General features: G+C 53.9%; 16 protein-coding genes. 12 read left to right on the top strand and 4 right to left on the bottom strand.

Annotated features, from left to right (window positions below; translation table 11 throughout):
* The first annotated feature begins 27 nt into the window (after nucleotides 1–27).
* From mrcB to QWY20_RS06485, 4 genes are all read left to right on the top strand, one after another.
* On the top strand, nucleotides 28–2,130 hold the full coding sequence (gene mrcB / locus QWY20_RS06500) for a penicillin-binding protein 1B (protein WP_330128220.1): 2,103 nt from the start codon (nucleotides 28–30) through the stop codon (nucleotides 2,128–2,130).
* A 132-nt stretch (nucleotides 2,131–2,262) separates the two neighbouring features.
* The gene (locus QWY20_RS06495; protein WP_330128219.1) at nucleotides 2,263–4,446 is read left to right on the top strand and encodes a winged helix-turn-helix domain-containing protein; all 2,184 of its coding nucleotides are present in this window, start codon (nucleotides 2,263–2,265) and stop codon (nucleotides 4,444–4,446) included.
* Nucleotides 4,447–4,540: 94 nt separating this feature from the next.
* Nucleotides 4,541–4,846: a hypothetical protein gene (locus QWY20_RS06490; protein ID WP_330128218.1), complete on the top strand. Its 306-nt coding sequence runs from the start codon at nucleotides 4,541–4,543 to the stop codon at nucleotides 4,844–4,846.
* 78 nt (nucleotides 4,847–4,924) lie between these two features.
* Entirely contained in the window at nucleotides 4,925–7,000 is a 2,076-nt protein-coding gene (locus QWY20_RS06485; protein ID WP_330128217.1) for a winged helix-turn-helix domain-containing protein, read from the top strand.
* Here QWY20_RS06485 and hemL read toward each other — a convergent pair.
* Together hemL and QWY20_RS06475 are read right to left on the bottom strand one after the other, a co-directional pair.
* On the bottom strand, nucleotides 6,997–8,286 hold the full coding sequence (gene hemL / locus QWY20_RS06480; protein ID WP_330128216.1) for a glutamate-1-semialdehyde 2,1-aminomutase: 1,290 nt from the start codon (nucleotides 8,284–8,286) through the stop codon (nucleotides 6,997–6,999). The genes QWY20_RS06485 and hemL overlap by 4 nt on opposite strands.
* Nucleotides 8,287–8,302: 16 nt before the next feature.
* The gene (locus tag QWY20_RS06475) at nucleotides 8,303–9,325 is read right to left on the bottom strand and encodes an aspartate carbamoyltransferase (RefSeq protein ID WP_330128215.1); all 1,023 of its coding nucleotides are present in this window, start codon (nucleotides 9,323–9,325) and stop codon (nucleotides 8,303–8,305) included.
* A 231-nt stretch (nucleotides 9,326–9,556) separates the two neighbouring features.
* Between QWY20_RS06475 and QWY20_RS06470 the strand changes: the two genes are divergently transcribed.
* From QWY20_RS06470 to QWY20_RS06435, 8 genes are read left to right on the top strand one after another with little or no spacing between them, the layout of a single operon-like run.
* Nucleotides 9,557–10,081: a Na+/H+ antiporter subunit E gene (locus QWY20_RS06470; protein WP_330128214.1), complete on the top strand. Its 525-nt coding sequence runs from the start codon at nucleotides 9,557–9,559 to the stop codon at nucleotides 10,079–10,081.
* Complete coding sequence (locus QWY20_RS06465) at nucleotides 10,075–10,329, top strand: monovalent cation/H+ antiporter complex subunit F (RefSeq protein ID WP_330086697.1); 255 nt, start codon at nucleotides 10,075–10,077, stop codon at nucleotides 10,327–10,329. The genes QWY20_RS06470 and QWY20_RS06465 overlap by 7 nt, the downstream gene beginning before the upstream one ends.
* Nucleotides 10,326–10,625: a monovalent cation/H(+) antiporter subunit G gene (gene mnhG / locus QWY20_RS06460; protein WP_330128213.1), complete on the top strand. Its 300-nt coding sequence runs from the start codon at nucleotides 10,326–10,328 to the stop codon at nucleotides 10,623–10,625. Before QWY20_RS06465 ends, mnhG begins: the two co-directional genes overlap by 4 nt.
* Nucleotides 10,622–11,557: a hydrogenase subunit MbhD domain-containing protein gene (locus tag QWY20_RS06455; RefSeq protein WP_330128212.1), complete on the top strand. Its 936-nt coding sequence runs from the start codon at nucleotides 10,622–10,624 to the stop codon at nucleotides 11,555–11,557. Before mnhG ends, QWY20_RS06455 begins: the two co-directional genes overlap by 4 nt.
* Nucleotides 11,554–11,826, top strand: a complete 273-nt coding sequence (locus QWY20_RS06450) for an NADH-quinone oxidoreductase subunit K (protein WP_330128211.1) — start codon at nucleotides 11,554–11,556, stop codon at nucleotides 11,824–11,826. The genes QWY20_RS06455 and QWY20_RS06450 overlap by 4 nt, the downstream gene beginning before the upstream one ends.
* Nucleotides 11,823–13,241, top strand: a complete 1,419-nt coding sequence (locus QWY20_RS06445) for a complex I subunit 5 family protein (protein ID WP_330128210.1) — start codon at nucleotides 11,823–11,825, stop codon at nucleotides 13,239–13,241. Before QWY20_RS06450 ends, QWY20_RS06445 begins: the two co-directional genes overlap by 4 nt.
* Nucleotide 13,242: 1 nt before the next feature.
* Entirely contained in the window at nucleotides 13,243–14,742 is a 1,500-nt protein-coding gene (locus QWY20_RS06440; RefSeq protein WP_330128209.1) for a complex I subunit 5 family protein, read from the top strand.
* Nucleotides 14,735–16,252 carry a proton-conducting transporter transmembrane domain-containing protein gene (locus QWY20_RS06435; RefSeq protein WP_330128208.1) on the top strand — a complete coding sequence of 506 codons (1,518 nt, stop codon included), beginning with the start codon at nucleotides 14,735–14,737 and terminating at the stop codon, nucleotides 16,250–16,252. The genes QWY20_RS06440 and QWY20_RS06435 overlap by 8 nt, the downstream gene beginning before the upstream one ends.
* A gap of 29 nt (nucleotides 16,253–16,281) precedes the next feature.
* Here QWY20_RS06435 and QWY20_RS06430 read toward each other — a convergent pair whose 3' ends face one another.
* Entirely contained in the window at nucleotides 16,282–16,710 is a 429-nt protein-coding gene (locus QWY20_RS06430) for a CopD family protein (protein WP_330128207.1), read from the bottom strand.
* The gene (locus QWY20_RS06425) at nucleotides 16,707–18,437 is read right to left on the bottom strand and encodes a chloride channel protein (protein WP_330128206.1); all 1,731 of its coding nucleotides are present in this window, start codon (nucleotides 18,435–18,437) and stop codon (nucleotides 16,707–16,709) included. The genes QWY20_RS06430 and QWY20_RS06425 overlap by 4 nt, the downstream gene beginning before the upstream one ends.
* Nucleotides 18,438–18,562 lie beyond the last annotated feature (125 nt).

Raw genomic sequence — 18,562 nt, 5'->3', positions numbered from 1 at the left:
AGCACCCAAAAAGCCAGCAACCAAAAAATGAATGCCGCAAAGCATAAGTTACCACCAACTGCTGAAATGCTGCGGTATCTGGGCTGGACCTTGTTAAAGCTGGGCCTGGCCCTGCTGGCCGTAGCAGCTATTTACTTGCTGTATCTGGACAGCAAAGTAACCCAAAGTTTCCAGGGCCAGAAGTGGCAGGTACCGGCCCAGGTATTTGGCCGCAGCCTGCAACTGCAGCAAGGACAGCCACTGACCCTGGGTGCTCTGGTACAGGAGCTGGAGCTACTGCAGTACCGTCGGGTGTCAGAAATCACTGGCCCGGGCCAGTTCCGCCTGGCCAATCAAGCGGTAGATATTTACCGGCGTGAATTTTATTTCGCCGATGGCTATGCACCAGCCGAGCGCTTTGTGGTGCAGTTTCGCCAGCAGCGCATCGAGCGTATTCAGTGGTCGAGCCCGGAAAATACAGCAGCGCCTGGCATAGCCCGGTTGGAAGCCCCATTGATTGAGCACCTGATTTCAGCACAGCAGGAAGACCGTGAGCTACTGCGGCTGGAGCAAGTCTCACCTTTGTTGCGTGATACGCTGCTGCTGGTGGAGGATCGTGATTTTTACCGCCATCACGGTGTGGCGCCACTGGCGATTCTGCGGGCTTTTTTGGTGAATCTGTCGGCTGGGCGTACGGTGCAGGGTGGCTCCACCTTAACCCAGCAGCTGGCAAAGAACATGTACCTGACCCAGGACAGAACCTTGTGGCGTAAAATCAATGAAGCCCTGATGGCACTGATTCTGGAGCTGCGTTTCAGTAAAGACGAGATCTTAGAAGCCTACATCAACGAAGTGTACATCGGGCAGAACTTTGCCCATCCGGTGCATGGCTTTGGTCTGGGCAGTCGCTTTTATTTTGCCAAACCGCTGAATGAACTAACAGCGGCCGAAACCGCACTCCTGGTTGGTTTGATTAAAGGGCCGTCTTTTTACGATCCCAGGCGCAATCCGGAGCGGGCACAGCGGAGGCGCGATCTGGTGCTGCGGTTGATGTTCGAGCAGCATATGCTGGATCAGCAAGCCTATCGCGAGGCTTTGGAAGAGCCGATAGCTTTAGTAGCCCGCGGTCAGCATCAGTCGGATCGCTATCCTGCTTATTTAGCGCGGGTGCGCCAGGAGCTACGTAGCCAGCTGCAGGATAAAACCCTGCAACAAAGTGGCTTGCGGATCTTCACCTACTTTGATCCTGTACTGCAGCAGCAGGCCGAACATGCGGTTGCCAGCAGTATGCGAGGCCTGGATGCTGCCATTGAAACCGCAGTGGTCCTTGCTGACCATCGACAGGGCAGCCTGACCGCCATGGTTGGTGGCCGGGACCCGCGCTATGCCGGCTATAACCGAGCCATGGATGCCAGGCGGCAAATCGGCAGTTTGATTAAACCGGTGATCGCGATTGAGGCGCTAGCACAGCCAGAGCGTTTTGATTTGCAAACTACGTTGTTGGATGCGCCCATTCAGCTCAGGAGTAATCAACAGGATTGGCAGCCACAGAATTTCGATCAGACGTTTCGCGGTGAAGTGACCTTGCTGGATACTTTGGTGTACTCCTACAACGTACCAATGGTGCGGTTGGGGTTACAACTTGGCATGCCGCAGGTAGCGGCGGCGCTCAGCCGTTTGGGCTTGCAGCGGCGTATTACCTTGCATCCGGCAGCCTTACTTGGTGCCATTGAGTTATCGCCGCTGGAAGTCACACAACTTTATCAAACACTGGCCAATCACGGCGTGCATCAAACGTTGGCCAGTATTGCGGTGGTGACCGACCAGCAAGGCACTGTGTTGTATCAACACCAGCCAGCACCGATCAGACGCTACAGTGCAGAAGCGACGTCTTTACTGTACGATGCGATGCAGCAAAGCGTGCAACGGGGGACTGCCCGTTCGCTGGGGCAACAGTTTCCACAACTGGCAGGGAAAACCGGCACCTCCAGTGATTACCGCGATAGTTGGTTTGTGGTCATGGATGAAAGCAAAGTGATGACAGTGTGGCAAGGGAGGGATGATAATGTCTCCACCGGCCTGACCGGTAGTTCCGGTGCTTTGCAGCTCACGCGGCATTTTTACCGGATTCACAGTGCTGTCAGGCCTTAGTGACGCATCATGATGAGGCTTTGTTAAGCAGCCAGATAAACTGATTGCGCAAGGTACTTGTTATTCTTCGAGTTTTAAGTTGATAATGGTGAATGAAAATTGTCGACAACCGCGGATGATTTGTAACAGGCTATGGCGATAAAACCAGAACATCGTTTAAAAGTTGGCGCTTGGGAATATTTACCTGAGCGCGATAAGCTGGTGAAGTTTGATGCCAATGGTCAGCTATTGGAAACTGCCGAGCTGGATAATCTGTGCCAGAATGTGATGAATTTTCTGATGGTGCATGCCGGCGAGTTGGTCAGTAAGGATGACTTGCTGGAAAAAGTCTGGGGGATCCGGGCGGTATCCGACGGTCGCATTACCCGGGTGATCCGGGTGCTTAGAGTGGCCCTTGGCGACGATAGCAGAACCCCGATTTATATTGAAACCGTACCTAAACGTGGTTATCGGCTGATTGCTCCGGTAGAGCGGAGTGATGTAACCGGTGTCAGCACAGAATCAGAGCAAGTCGAAGAAACCAGCCATGATGTGACGGTTGCGACAAGCAAACCTGCAGGTCACTGGCAACGCCGTACTCTGTTATCGTTACTGGTACTGATGCCCATAGTGCTGGCTGGTTATTTTTGGCTGGCAACCAACTCGGTCGAGGATGATTTCAGCGCAATACCACTGTGGCGCTATGAGCCGGTCACTTTTTTGGATGGTATTGAGTTTTATCACAGCATTTCACCGGATGAAGAATTGTTGGTATTTAGTTATGCCAGTAGCCCCAGCGATTCGGTGGTTCGGCTTAAGCTGCAAAACCTGAGAACACATCAGGTGGTGGCATTAACCGATGCACCCTACAGCAGCTTTGGTGCAGCCTGGAGTCCTGATGCTACTCAGTTGGCTTATCAGCGGACTATCTCTGGAAGCTTGTGTGAAATTCGCATACTTACCTTGAATGCAGCAAGGGATCAGGTAATTTCTGATGAGCTGTTAACCAACTGTGGTGCTCTGTCAATCTCGGCCCGCCTTAGCTGGTCACCGGACGGGCGATTCTTGGTTTACCCTTCCAGAGAAGAAGGTCAAAGCCAGATGGCCTTGATGTTGTATCCGTTAGCCGGAGGTCAACCCCAGATGCTCACGGCGCCACCTGCTACAGGGTTTGGTGATTATGCGGTGCGCTTTTCTCGGGATGGTAATAACTTGGCATTTTTGCGTGACAGTGCCAGCACGGTACAGATCTGGTTGATGGACTTAAACAACCGTTCATCTCGGATGCTGAGGCAATTAAGTGATACATCCCCTGGCAATATTGACTGGAGTTTAGACAGTTCAGAGATCCTTTACCCTGCTGGACGGTCCCGGTTGGCTGCAGTGAATGTTTTTACCAATGAACAGAGACTGGTCGCTTATACGGATCTTAATGCCAGTGAAATCCAGATAAGTCCAAGCGGGCGAATTCTGGCGTCTGTTGGTGCTTTTTCTCAGCTCAATATTTTGCAAATCCCAAATGCTATAGAAAATAGCAGCAGTGAGCGTGGTCAGCAGGTCTTTAGTTCAAACAGGAATGAGGCCTTCGCAGTGGCTAGCCCGGTGCCTAATGGTCCTATTGCTGTTGTATCCCGGCGCTCTGGCTTGCCACAAGTTTGGTTGTTCTACCCCAATGGTAAACAACAGCAACTGACTGACTTTCAGGAAAACGAACGGGTAAGCCGTTTGGTTTTTTCCCCTGATGGGCGCCGCCTCTTGGCTTTAGTAAGCCAGGAGCTCTGGTTGTTTGAAGAGGGTGTTAAACCGCAGAGGATTGTTGGTGCAGCAAGCCGGCAGAACATTGCAAACCCCAGCTGGAGTTCTGATGGCTCGACCATCTATTATGCCAAGGTTAATCAGGGCAGCTGGCAGGTTATGTCTGTCGCTGTGGACGCACCATCTGAGGTACACTTGTTTAATGCACAAATGGAGTTTTATCTGGAAAGTCCAGATGGTCGCTATCGTTTCTGGCGAAATAGTTTTGATCGTTGGTACTACTTGGAGAGGTTGGAGGCTGACGGTAGCTTGATCAAAGAACAGATCATGTTGCCCAAAATTCCTTTGCATTTTGAGCTGGCAACAACGGGACTCTATTACTCGGCTTATCAGAGAGACAACCATTACCAGCTGTATTATTTTGACTTCAGCAATCAAAAGGTGCGTGTTGCAACCGACTTAGACTCGGTATCCTCAAGCCATTTTAGTCTTAGCTCAGACCGCAACTACTTTTTTCTACCTTCTATGGGCCGTGGAGACATGGATATTGCCGAAATTTCTTTACAACAACAAAATTTATAATTTTTTTATATGATTTTCATCGAGTTATTTTAGTTTTTAGTGTGTAAGTTTTTTTCAACAACACACAATACCTGCGAAAGGTAAGGATCAACCGATGAAAATTTTGACTATTACTTTAGCCGCTGCAGCTGTTACTCTAACTTTAGGTTGGGGTGGAGTTAATACCAACTCAACAGAGCTAAATCACGGAGCTGAACAGTTATTAGCCTGCCATTGGTTCCCTATCTGTAGAGATCCTGACTTTAAGAACGAAAATCACGATTCACTGGATGACGCATTGCAATCCAAAGATGGGTTTGAGTTGAAAGAAGCATATGCATGTCATTGGTTCCCTATTTGCCGAGACCCGGATATGCCATTCCTGAGTAGCGACGAGCAGAGCGAAGCCGCTGTTGCATAACTCTGTAACAATTACATACCTGAAATTTCGCTGTTTTCCGTTATAATCCGTCCATGCCTCGTGTAAGGACGGATTGCTTTGTCTAAGCTGGAACCCCTGGTTCAATTTGGCCCCTGGTGCTATCGCGCATCGGTTGGCAAGCTCTGGTTAGCAGTTGCGAATGAATCCACTGCCACTACGCTGGAACCCCGGCTGCAGAAGCTATTGAACTATTTTCTGCTGCACTCCAATCAGCTGCTGTCCAAAAATCAGCTGATCGAAGATGTGTGGCCGGCAGGCGAGGGTACAGATGGCGCGGTGATGCGTGCTGTCGGCGCCTTGCGTAAACTCTTGCAGGACAACACGCAAGCACCTGTTTTTATTGCTACCATTCCAAAAAAAGGCTATTGCTGGTTGGCCGAACTGGTGCCGCTCACCAGCCCTAAAGCAGAGGTCTTGACCCAGCAACATCCGCTGCCTGCTAAAAGCGAACCTTTAGGGCAAGCTGTGGCCAGGCAGTCCAATCGTCAGTTTATTCTGTTGGCAGTGATTTCTTTGCTGCTTAGCTGCGGCATTCTCGCGTATGGCTTAACCCATCTGACGCTCGGTAGCCATCAACCTGCTCTTACCCGCATTGAACCCGTCAGTGCACTGAATGGCCGCGAACAATTACCGGTTTGGGATCCAACACTGCGAAGCTTGTTGTATCAGCATCAGGCCAGCGGTCAGAGTGGCTGGCAATGGGTGCTTCAATCGGAACAGCAAACAACAGCAATCTATGCACCCAGCATGTTTCAAGCACTTGGCAAGCCGGCATGGCTCGGAGCGGCTATTTATTTCAATGCCGTTGATCAGCAGGGTTGTGGTGTCTATCAACAAACCGTGGTGCCAGTTTTTTCAACGCCGGAACGGCTTGCCGGTTGTGAGAAGTGGCTCCGGGCTGGTCTGGTTCAGTTCAACCATCAGCTGTATTGGTTGGATCAGCTGCCAGGTCAGCAGGCCCGCTTTCAGTTATGGCGCAGCAAGCACCCGGAAACAGATTTTGTTCCCGAGCCGTTGCTAACGACACCAATACCGGCATTGGACATTCACCGGTTACTGGTGCATGACCAGGCATTGTACCTGCTGGCCCAGGTTAGTTTTAGCCAGACTCAGTTAATTCGAATTCAGCCGGAAGATGGCAGCTGGCAAGTGGTACGGCGCTTCCCACAGCAGCTGACAGAGCTGGCTGAGTTGCATGGGCTGCTTTGGTTAGGCCAGCCACAGCAAGCGCATAAGCGCTTAACTGCAGCGGGTAAAACACGGGACTCGCTGGGGCCCTTATCTGCTGATCTGACCGATTTAATGGTTGCTGATCAGCAGATCCTTGCTGTGGCCGGGGCCGAGCCAATCAGCGACCTGTGGTCGCTGCAGCTGTCTGACACTGAACCATTCTGGCAGCGCTGGTTTGCGTCCAATCGCAGTGAGCGGTTGGCGGCACTGACAGAGCAGCAGATCGCTTTTGTCTCAAATCGCTCTGGACATGGTCAAATCTGGCTGGCCTGGCGCGATCAACTGCGCCAGTTGACAAACTTGAACGCTGAGCAGCAAATCCAGCAATTGCTTTGGTACCGGCAGCAACTGTTGGTGTTACTGAACAGTGAGTTGTTTCAGGTTGATCTGGGTACGGGGCAGCTGCACTCTTTGTTGCCACAGGGCAGCGCCATCAGCCGGGTGGAAGTATGCCGCCAACAATTGTATTGGACGGCATTTGACCAGGCTGCTGGCTGGCGCTTGTTTCGCATGGCTGCCAACAGTGTGGAGCTATTACTGGATGATGTGCTGGATGTTCGCTGCGCTCCTGAGGGATTGCTGCTCAGGCGTGAGCAGTCCAGCCAATTGCAACTATGGTATCCACAGGGGGCTATGACGGAGCTTAGCATCAGCGACTCTCTACCGACCCTCAGCCAGCAGAGTTTGTGGCTTAGCAACGATAGAGGCATTGCCTGGCTGGATCTGCCCAGTGCTTCTTTAATGGTACGAAGCTGGCAGGGAGAACTACAGCAGATAGCACTACCTGCTGGCCATACACCGGTGGCTATCTACAGTGATCGCAGTGGCCAGCATTGGTTGTTGCAATTAAACCGGCAGCAAGACAGCGATATTGTCCGCTTGCTGCCAGAGCGAGCGCCTTAGCTCGCTGCCAGTTTAGCAAAACTGCGATCGGCTGCGGCTATGGTCGCGGCCAGATCGGCCTCGCTGTGCGCCAGTGACAAAAAGCCTGCCTCATAGGCAGATGGTGCCAGGTAAACACCTTCGTTCAGCATCAGATGAAAGAACTGCTTGAACGCTTCGATATCGCACTGGGTGGCCTGCGCGAAATTGCTGATGGCTTGCTCTTTGGTAAAAAACAGGCCAAACATACCGCCGACCTGGGTGGTCGCCAAGGGCACGCCATGCTTGTCGGCGGCGGCCTTGATACCCTCGATCAACTGGCTGGTTTTCTCCGTCAACGCTTCATACACTCCAGGCTGGCGGATGGCGTTAAGGGCAGCCAAACCGGCAGCCATGGCGAGCGGGTTACCCGATAAAGTACCTGCCTGATACACCGGCCCGGTTGGCGCGATGTGTTGCATAATGGCGCGCTTGCCGCCAAAGGCACCTACCGGCATGCCGCCACCGATGATTTTACCTAAAGTAGTTAAATCCGGTTGCACGTCATACACCGCCTGGGCTCCGCCTAAAGCAACCCGGAAGCCCGTCATGACTTCATCAAAAATCAGCACACTGCCGTATTGATCGCACAGCGCTCTTAAGCCTTCTAAAAAGCCAGGTGCTGGTGGAATGCAGTTCATATTGCCAGCCACCGGTTCGACGATGATGCAGGCGATGTCTTGTCCACGCTCGGCAAAAATGGCTTCAAGCTGCTGTAAATTATTAAACTCAGCGGTGAGGGTGTATTTGGCAAAGTCGGCCGGTACGCCCGGTGAGTTGGGTACCCCCAGCGTCAGGGCGCCAGAGCCGGCTTTGACCAGCAAGGAGTCGGCATGGCCGTGGTAGCAGCCTTCAAACTTTAAAATAGTATCGCGGCCGGTGTAGCCGCGTGCCAGCCGGATGGCGCTCATGGTGGCTTCGGTACCAGAGCTGACAAAGCGGACCATCTCCATGCTGGGCACTAACTGACTGACCAGCTCGGCCATTTCGACTTCTGCCGGGCAGGGTGCGCCAAAGCTTAAACCATGTTCTGCAGCCTGCTGCACCGCCTGGCGAATAGCCGGATGATTGTGGCCCAGCAACATCGGGCCCCAGGAGCCAATGTAATCGATGTAGCGCTTGCCATCGACATCAAAAATATAAGGACCATCGGCTTTTTCAATAAATACCGGGGTGCCGCCCACACTTTTAAAAGCCCGTACCGGTGAGTTCACACCGCCGGGAATGGTGTGTTGGGCGCGTTCAAACAGTTGTTTCGATGTGTTCATGCTGGGTCCTTACAGATTAAAGCGGAGAAAGGGATGATTTGTTGCTGTACCAGGGCACATCGCACTCGTACCTGGTCACCAGATGTTCAACCCCAAGCGTTAAGGCAAAAAGCGCCATCCGGATCACCACGCCATTATCGGCCTGGCGGAAAATGGCCAGATTCGGATTCAGGTTCAGATCGTTATCAAGCTCATTGGCATCCAGCCGAGAGTCGCGTGGCAGCGGATGCATAATGACGGTGTTGGATTTGCAATGTTTGGTGTAAATATCCTGATTGAGCCGGAACTTGCCGCGATAAAGGTTGGCTTCGTCTTTGCTGGCAAAGCGTTCTTCCTGTACCCGGGTCTGGTAGACAATATCGGCGGCTAGCTTGCCTTCCAGTGCATCGCTGAACTCAATGCTGTGACCGGCGTTTTCGATGGCACTGACCACGCTATCAGGCATCGCCAGCTCGGTCGGGGAAATCAGGGTAAAACGAATGTTTTTGTACAGGCATAATAGTTTGGCCAGTGAGTGCACCGTGCGGCCAAATTTGAGATCACCTACCATCGCAATGTGCATGCCATCGATACTTTGGCCGCTGGCGGCCAGTTCTTTTTCAATGGTAAAGAGGTCGAGCAGTGCCTGGGTTGGGTGCTCATTGGCGCCATCGCCACCATTTAACACCGGCACCCGGCTGCCTTCGGCAAATTCAGCCACTGAGCCAGACTGAGGGTGACGCATCGCAATCACATCACTGTAGCTGCTGAGCACCCGGGCGGTATCATACAGTGACTCGCCTTTGGCCAGCGCTGAGCTTTCCATGCCGGTGGTTTCACGCACTTCGCCCCCCAGCAAATTAAAAGCACAGCCAAAACTGACCCGGGTCCGGGTGCTGGGTTCAAAAAATAAATTGCCCAAAATAGCACCGTCCAGCACCTTGGTACGCTTTTGCCGGCTGGCATAGGGCTCCATGCTGCGGGCTACCTGAAACACCTGTTGAATGCGATCGCGGTCAAACTGACTGACGGAAAGAATATGCTGGCCTTTGAAGCTCATATGCTGTTGCCTGTGACTTGACGGGTTGACGGGTGACTGCGGCGATGCAGGTTAGCCGGACAGTCTGCTGCTGGCTGCAGATTATACGTCATAGCATGGGTGAAAGGCGAATTGAGTTAATACGGCTTTCGCATACCGGGTTTGAGTTTTACTGAGTTTGCCCATAGTATAAATTGTGATTTGTTTTTTATTTCAAACAGTAAAGCGTAACCTTTGGCTTTAAGGACAGCAATGCAACCTATCTCTTCTCCGTCAGTCAGTCGCCTGCAACGCCTGTTGTGCCGTGCCGTACTCTATGGCTTGCTGTGGGGACTGCTCAGCAGCGGTGAAGGCTGGTGGTTTTTTGCCATGATACTTCCATTGCTGCTCTGGTTATCGGAGCGCTGGCCCGCCCCTTTACTCCGGTTAGGCTGGCGTCACCTGCCAGCTTTTATCGGCTATTTTCTGGTGGAAATGTGGCGGGGAGGCTTTGATGTCGCCTGGCGTGCGCTGCAACCTGTCCCTGCGATTGCACCAAACTGGCAGCGTTACCCTGTCCGGCTGCAACAAACAAGTTCCCAGCGGATGCTGGCATGCCTAATTAGTTTATTGCCCGGAACCACCGTCTGCCGCAGTTGTTTGTCCGATGAGCCGGGCGTTGAGGCTGCCTGGCTGGAACTGCATCTGTTAACGGACAGCAGCGACTGGCAAAAGAGTGTCGCCAGGTTGGAACAACGGTTAAGCCAGTTGCTGGCTGCGGAGCGACCACTATGTTGATGGCAATGGCCGCTGCGATCTTACTGACAGTGCTACTGGGACTGTGGCGGGTCTGGCGTGGACCGGATCTGGTCAATCGTCTGCTGGCCATTCAGTTGCTGGGTAGCGGTGGGGTGGCCATTTTACTGTTGTTATCTCAGGCGTTGGCACAGCCTGCCTTGCTGGAGGTAGCTTTGATCATTGCGTTACTGGCTGCTGTGGTGCCTGCAGCTTTTGTGCAGCGGTTAAAGCAGGAGCAGCGCAAATGATGGCCTGGCTGGGTGGTGTGCTGCTGATCCTGGGCCTGCTGTTTTTTTTAGCTGGTAGCCTTGGGGTACTGCGTTTCCCGGACGTATTCAGCCGGCTGCATGCGGTGACGAAGGCCGACACGCTGGGGCTTGGTTTTATCGTGCTGGGTCTTGGTGTGCTGCAGCCAGATTGGCAACGATTTATACTGATGCTGCTGATCTGGGGGCTGGTGATGCTATCGGGCACCATTTCCTGTCAGTTGCTTGGCCAGTATGGCCGTGACCAGCAAGCGGACCAAGAGGAGTCGGCAGAATGAGCGGTGACTTCTGGTTCGATGCTTTGCTTGGTGTGTTGCTGCTGGTGTTGGCGCTGGCAACGATACAGGCCCGGCAGGTGGCCGCTGCGGTAATGCTTTATGTGGTGTTTGGTTTGATGCTGGCTCTGGCCTGGGCCCGATTGGGAGCCGCCGATTTGGCGCTGGCAGAAGCGGCCATAGGGGCCGGCCTGACCGGTGCTTTGTTGTTTTCAGCCTTAGCGAGGCAGCCAAAAGCAATCACACCGCCGGTACGCGCTAGTAGGGTAGAACGACTCCCTGCTTTGATGCTGTGCATAGCGATGAGCACAGTACTTGGCTGGACCCTGTGGCAACTGCCGCTGCAACCAGCGCACAGTCAGTTGCCGGCAGCGTTGGAGCAGTTGGGTAGCAGTGGTACCGAACATCTGGTTACGGCGGTGCTGCTGAACTTTCGGGCCTGGGATACCTTACTGGAGTTGCTGGTGTTGCTGTTGGCATTGCTTGGCACCCGTTTGGTGGCAGCGCCAGAGCCGGCCGCTTTACAGCACTGGCCTTTGGCCAGACAGTGGAGTATACGCCTGTTGCCGGTGTTGGTGCTGGTGGCTTTTTTTGTACTCTGGCGTGGCGCCACGGCGCCGGGTGGCGCTTTTCAGGCCGGTGCTTTACTGGCAGCTGCGTTGGTAGTGCTGCGGCTGAATGGTCAACTGCCGGCGCTTCGTTTCGATATGTGGTGGGTGCGGGCCTTGATTTTAGCTGGTGTACTGGCGTTTTTGCTGGCTGGCTTGCTCAGTGTGTGGCTGAATTGGCAGCCGGAGCAAGCATTGCAGTGGCTGCGCTGGCCACTGCCACTCGCCAAAGGACTGATTCTGTTGATCGAGCTTTGTGCCACCCTGGCAATCGGCCTGACTCTGACCTTGTTGGTGGTCGGTGAACGGAAGGAGTTGAGTGCATGAGTCTGGTGCATTGGTATTTGCTGATAGCCGCGGCTTTATGGGGCATTGGTTGCTACGGTCTGATCCTGGGTCCTGAACTGATACGGCGGGTCATTGCGCTGAACCTGATGGGCGCAGCCGTTTTCTTAGTGATGGTGACGCTGGCTGCCCGCACCGAACCAGCCGATGGCGTCTTGCATGCACTGGTTCTGACTGGCCTGGTGGTGGCTGTAAGTGCCACTGCTTTTGCTTTGGCCCTGGTGGCCCGAACGTTGTCGGAGTCGGCATGAATTATGCTCTGGCGGCAGTATTGGTGCCACTGTTCGCTGCTGTACTGGCCTTGTGCTGGCGCCGTCAGGCCGCCTGGCTGGTATGGCTGAGTACTTTGTTCAGCCTGCTGCTGGCGTTGGCGGCTTTGTGGCAGGTGGTGACTGCTGGGCCCGCTACTATGCAGTTGGGAGGCTGGCAGACTGGCCTTGCCATTCGCTGGCAACTCAACGAGCTCTCCGCTTTGTTGCTGCTGATGACGGCGCTGATCCATAGCCTGGTCACCAGTTACAGTTTGAGCCAGTGGCGCGATGCTGGCTTATCGTCAGATTTCTGGCCGTTATCGGCCTTGTTGCAGGCGGCGTTATCGTCCTTGTTCTTGTCGGTTGATTTGTTTAACTGGTATGTCACACTGGAGTTGCTTGGTCTGGCAGCTGTGGCTCTGGTGTTACTCAGTGGCAAAAAGGCGTTGCAAGCCGCCATGCGCTATCTGATGTTGTCGCTGGCTGCCTCCTTGTGCTATTTGCTGGGTGTCGCACTGCTCTATGGTCACTATGGCTGGCTGGATGTACCGCAACTTGCCGTTGCTGTCAGCGAGCAGCCGGTCGATCACCGGCTGGCGCTCTGGTTGCTCACGGCAGGCCTGATGCTCAAAGCAGCGCTGTGGCCCCTGCATATCTGGCTGCCCGCTGCCCATGCGGCTGCACCGGCTCCGGTCAGTGCTTTGTTGTCGGCGCTGGTGGTAAAAGGGCCGCTCTTTATGCTCTATATGATCTGGAGTCAGTTGGCCGGCCCTGAGCTGGCTGTCACTGGCAGCTGGTTGTTCTTGCTTACTGGCAGTATGGCGCTGTTGGCAGGTGGTTGGTCGGCGCTTCGGACCCCTTACGCCAAGGTGATGGTGGCTTATTCGACCGTGGCCCAGTTGGGCTATGGTTTGCTGGCACTTGGCTTGATACTGCAGCTTAACGATCCGGCCTTTACCCAGGCACTCTTTCTCTTTGTACTGGCGCATGCCCTGGCCAAAACATCCACCTTCTTGGCTGTGGGGGAAATGCAGCTGCGGCTGGGTGGAAAACGGCTCAGCACCTTCCGCGGTGCCAGCCAGACCATGCCGTTGGCCATGTTTGCCGTGGCGGTGGCGGGCGGTAGCCTGATTGGCCTGCCACCAAGTGGTGGCTTTGTGGCGAAATGGCACTTGCTGCTGCCGTTATGGCACCACAGCCAATTGTGGTGGCTGTTGCCGGTGATCCTGGCCGGTACCTTACTTTCTGCAGCTTATATCTTTCGTTTGGTGGTGCTGGCCTTTAACCGCGCCAGGCCGGTAAGTCCTGATTTTGCCCCTGCCTTGTTGCCGCAGTGGTTGGCACTGTTGCCTGCCTTGCTGGTCTGGATGCTGGCTTTTGCCAGTGGAACACTGCTGAGCTGGCTGGGAGGCTGAGATGGACTGGAATAGCTGGTTGCCTGTTTTTATTGTGCTGAGCTCGTTGTTGCCAGGTTTGTTGATTTTTAGCCTGGCGGAGCATCGCTTTGCACTGCGCACCGCGCTGAACCTTGGCGGTGTCCTGCTGAAGCTGCTGCTAGTGGCCTGGATGTGGCAAGGGGTCAAAGCCGGCGAAGACTATTACTTTGAATTACCGTTTTTACCCGGTGGCCCTTTTATCCTGCATGGCGATGCGTTATCGCTGCAGTTTGTGCTCTTGTCCTCGGTGCTCTGGCTGGTGACGACCTTGTATGCCATTGGTTACCTGGAAGGCTCACCACTGCGTTCGCGTTTCTTTGGTTACTTTAGTTTGTGCGTCAGTGCTACCGTGGGATTGGCGTTGTCGGGCAATCTGATCAGTTTTGTGCTGTTTTACGAACTACTGACGTTGGCCACCTTCCCGTTGGTGGTGCATCGCGGTACGGTAGAGTCGCTTCGAGCTGGCAGGCGCTATCTGGCGTACACCATCAGTGGGGGCGTGGTGCTGATGTTAGGCGCTGCATTATTGCATAGCCTGACTGGCAGCCCGGTGTTTATGCCGGGGGGCTATTTAAGCCCTTTACTGGCTGAGCACAGTGGCTTGTTGATGCTGGCCTTTGTGTTGCTGATCACCGGGCTTGGAGTGAAAGCAGCCTTGTTGCCACTGCATGGCTGGCTGCCTGAGGCCATGGTGGCACCTGCACCGGTCAGTGCGTTATTGCATGCGGTGGCTGTGGTCAAAGCCGGTGCTTTTGGCATTGTGCGGGTGGTGTACGATGTCTTTGGCGTCGAGGTGATGCAGCAGCTGGATCTGACCTGGCCACTGGTGTTGCTGGCCTCTGCTACCATTTTGTATGGCTCCTGGCGCGCTTTGCAGCAGCAGGACCTAAAACGCCGGTTGGCCTACTCGACCGTCAGTCAGGTGTCTTATGTCACTTTGGGGGTGGCGATGCTCGGGCCGGTGGCGGCTGTGGGGGGGCTGGTGCATTTGGTGCATCAGGGCGTGATGAAAATCACGCTGTTTTTCTGTGCCGGTAACTTTGCCGAAACTTTGGGCATTCATAAAATTCGTGAGCTAAACGGCGTAGGACGGCGTATGCCGCTTAGCAGCATGGCTTTTACGCTGGGGGCCTGCGGTATGATAGGGCTGCCGGCTACAGCCGGCATGATCAGCAAATGGTATTTGGCCAGCGGGGCACTGGAGGCGGGCTATCCGCTGGTACTGTTGGTGCTGCTGACCTCCAGTGCACTCAATGCGATGTATTTTCTGCCGCTGATTTATCGCATCTGGTGTCTTCCTGCCGGCAATTTTCCCGCTCCGAAGCAGCTGTCAAAGCGTTTTGAAACGCACTGGATGCTGCTGTTGCCACCTGTGGTCACGGCACTGTTGATTGTGCTGATGGGATTGCTTGCTGGTACTGAGATTAGCCCACTCAGCTGGAGCAAATTGATTGTGGAGCGGGAGTTTAGTTATGACTGAACTGCAAGCCTTGCTATGGCCGGGAGCCGACTTTTCGGTGCCACAGGGTCCTGTTGCACTCTGGTTTGGTTTTACCTTGCTGCTTTGGCTCTGTGCCGGTCTGTATAGCCTGAGTACCATCAGCAAGCGCAAAACCCTGTACTGGAGCAGCTTTAGTCTGGCCATGGTGGGCAACTTGCTGCTGTTACTGGCGCAGGATGTGTTGGGTTTCTACCTGGGCTTTGCCCTGATGAGTCTGTCGGCTTATGGCCTGGTGATCCACAGTGGTCAAAGTGCAGCCAGGCGCGCCGGACGTCTGTACCTGCAGCTGGCTATCTTGGGTGAGTTGTTGCTGTTTGCAGCTTTGTTGCTACGAGTGGATGCTGCCGGGGGGGCCTTGGCGATAGCGGACTTAAGCTCCGCTGCATTAACACCGCTCGCTCTGTCGCTGCTGTTGCTGGGTTTTGGTTTGAAAGCCGGGTTTTTCCCGCTGCATATCTGGTTACCGCAAGCGCACCCAGCTGCACCGGCACCAGCCAGTGCGGTGTTATCCGGTGCCATGATCAAAGCCGGTTTGTTTGGGCTGTGGCAGTTTATTCCGGCTGGTGATGTGCTGTTAATGCACTGGTTGCCCTGGTTGCTGCTGCTGTGTTTTAGCTCGGCACTGCTTGGTGCCTGGCTGGCATTGCTGCATTGCAAACCCAAGGTAGTACTGGCCTATTCTTCGGTCAGTCAGATGGGTTATTTGCTATTAGCATTGGTGTTGTACTGGAGTAGCCCGGCCGATTACCAGACTCAGGCTGTCTGGTTGCTGGTGTGGTATGCCTGTCATCATGCTTTGCTCAAGTCGGCGTTATTCCTGGCTGCAGGGGCTGTGAGTAGCTACCGGTTGCAGGGCTGGCACTGGCTGGCGCTGCTATGGCCGTTAGTCAGCCTGACTGCGTTACCACTGAGCTCCGGTGCTGCGGTCAAGTATGGTTTAAAGGAAGGGCTCGGGCAGAGCAGTTTTGCGGATTGGCCGCTGCTGCCTGCCGTACTGACCTTAGGGGCGCTCAGCACGGCTTTACTGGCCTGGCATTTATTGGCGTTGTTGCGTCAGCAGCATCAGTCAGCGAACCCCAGACTGCCGGTAACTGCCAGCCTTGGCTGGCTGGTACTGGCGCTGGCTTCGCTGAGCATGCCCTGGTGGCTGTCACTGCTGCAGCCGCTCTGGTGGCAGGCGCTACAGCCTGGCGCTTTGTTCGCTGCGCTTTGGCCAGTCGTATTGGCAGCTTTGTTGTACGGGTACTGGCTAAAACAAGGCCGGCCGCTTCCAACAGGTTGGCAGGATCCACTCAGCCCGGCACTGGGCTGGTCCTTATGGTTAAAGTCCCGCTATCTAACACTAAGTAGTCGCCAGCGGGAGTGGCAGCTGCCCAAGTGGCGGCGGCAAGAGCGTCGAGTCAATCGCTGGCTCAGCCAACAGGCGTTGTTACCGCTTGGCAGCAGCACCTTGCTGGCTGTGGTGCTGCTGCTATGGTTACTGAGCTGAACAGAGCGTGTACACAACAAAGCCCTGATTTAAGGCTTAAGCACCGCCAGTAAGATGGTGGCAAACAAAATTAGCACCGGCATTTCATTAAACCAGCGGTAAAAACGACCGCTGCGGCTATTTTTATCGGCTTTAAAATCGGCCAGCAATTTAAAGCAATAGCCATGGTAGCCATAGAGTATGGCTACCAGCAGCAACTTGTAATGCAGCCAGCGGCTGGCACGAAACCAGTCCATGCCGTAAGCCTGTATCAGTAAGAGGCCAAACAACAGTGTCAGGATGGCAAAGGGCGTCACAAAAAACAGTAAGCGACGCTCCATCACTTTGAATTGCGCCTGAATATCCGGGTTGTTGGTTTCGGCATGGTAGACAAAAAGCCGCGGCAGGTAAAAGATACCGGCAAACCAGGCCACCATAAAAATCAGATGCAGTGCTTTGTAGATCAATAGTAATGTCATAGTAGGTTATTCTGTTTTACCAGTAAGCTCTGAACTTGATCCCAGCGCACCAAGCCTATCGGCTCTGGTTGCTGCTGGGTATCATCGATAACACAAACCGCCCCTTCACGGCTTGTTTCCAGCAAGTGGTGCACTTCGGCCATGGTCGCTTGCTGGCTAACCACCGGTACCGGCAGATAGTGGATAGCATCCTGCCCTGTCAGTGACAAACTGACATCGTAACTGGCCAATTGATACTGCGGTTCGTCATCGTCAGTGGTTTTGAGTAAAAGCAACTCATCGGCGGCTAAGCGATCCAGTTGTTGACGAATACTCGTTTCATCGACCTCAGTCATCAGGTGGTAACGGTGATCCAGTTGCGCAAGCACCCCCACTTTTTGCAACAGATCGGCTGCAGGAGCTACTTTATAAGGCAATTGCAGGAAATCCAACTGCATCAAAAACAGCGATTTGGTATGACAGAACTGCACCCCGGTGACATAAGCAGTCGCAATCACCAGCATGGCAGGCAAGATAATATCCGGATTGGAAGCCAGCTCCATCACAGCCACCAAAGCTGCCAGTGGGGCATGCAGGCAGGCCGCCATCAAACCAGCCATCCCAAGCACTGCATAGGTACCAGCATGATCACTGTGGCCATGCAGTAGGCCGGGAAGCAGCGCCAGCAAAGTGCCGAAGACGATACCGATCCCGAAGATTGGACCAACTACGCCGCCAGGAACGCCAAGACCAAGGGCAAAAATGGTTAAAATCATTTTACCGACAAAGAGCGCCAGTAACAGTTGCACATCGGTCGGGGCTTCCACAGCGTATTGAATGGCACCGGTTTCAGCCCCCATAGCTTGTGGGATCAGCATGCCAACAGCTGCGGTGATGGCCGCTGCCAGCAGTAAGCGTAATGGTAACGGCCAGTTTTTAAACCAGCGGATAATACGCATCATATTGGTATTAAATACAAAAGCGACCATACCAATCAGCACACCACATAGAATCAGGTAAGGGAAATGCCAGCCAGGCAGAGTGCTGATTTGCAAAATGGCCAGCTCCCGCTCCATGCCGAATACCAGCCGGGTCACCAGGGCGCCAACCACTGCGGACAGCATCACCGGAATAAAAATATGGATGCGGTATTCGCGTAGCACGACTTCCATCACAAAGATCACGGCCGCCAACGGCGTGTTAAAAGAAGCGGCAATGCCGGCAGCGATGCCACAGCCAACCAGGGTACGGATGCTGTTAAAAGGTAATTTGAGTTTCTTGCCGACATAGCTGGCTCCATAAGCGCCAAGGTGCACCGATGGGCCTTCACGTCCTACCGAGAAACCGCTCGCCAGAGCGGCGACACCACCAAAGAATTGATTGAAAGTATTACGAAAAGGCATCAGGCCGTACATAGTTTTCATGCGGTGAATAACAAATGGAATGCCCAGTCGGTAGTGCTTGTAACCGGTGAGCAGGGCAATTAACCCAACACAAAAAGCACCGGCAAAAGGCAGCAACCAGCGGATCTCCTGCGGTGCGGTGGAAAAGTCATCGAATTTATCCAGATAAAAGCTTTGCAGCGCAATAATGGCGAGTCGAAACAGAATGATCAGGATGGCAGCCAGTAAACCGCCCAGAGCACCGAGCAGACAAAGCTGCAGTGAGGTTTGCGGAAAAGCCAACTGCTTACGCAGACCAGGCAGCGATTGTTGCAACAATTGCCAGCCCTTAGACCAGAATTTCATGGCGCCCTACTAACGATGTAAAGTTTTTATAGTGTAACAGACTGGTGTCAAAGCATAAATTTTTTCCTGCTGTTGATGGGCAGGACAATACTTGAATAAAACAGTCAGGTATTAGATAATTCACG

It is taken from the genome of Alkalimonas cellulosilytica (genome assembly GCF_036325985.1).
Classification (GTDB): domain Bacteria; phylum Pseudomonadota; class Gammaproteobacteria; order Enterobacterales; family Alteromonadaceae; genus Alkalimonas; species Alkalimonas cellulosilytica.
Note: the sequence above shows the minus strand (reverse complement) of the source record. Positions and strands in the feature narration are given on the sequence as shown.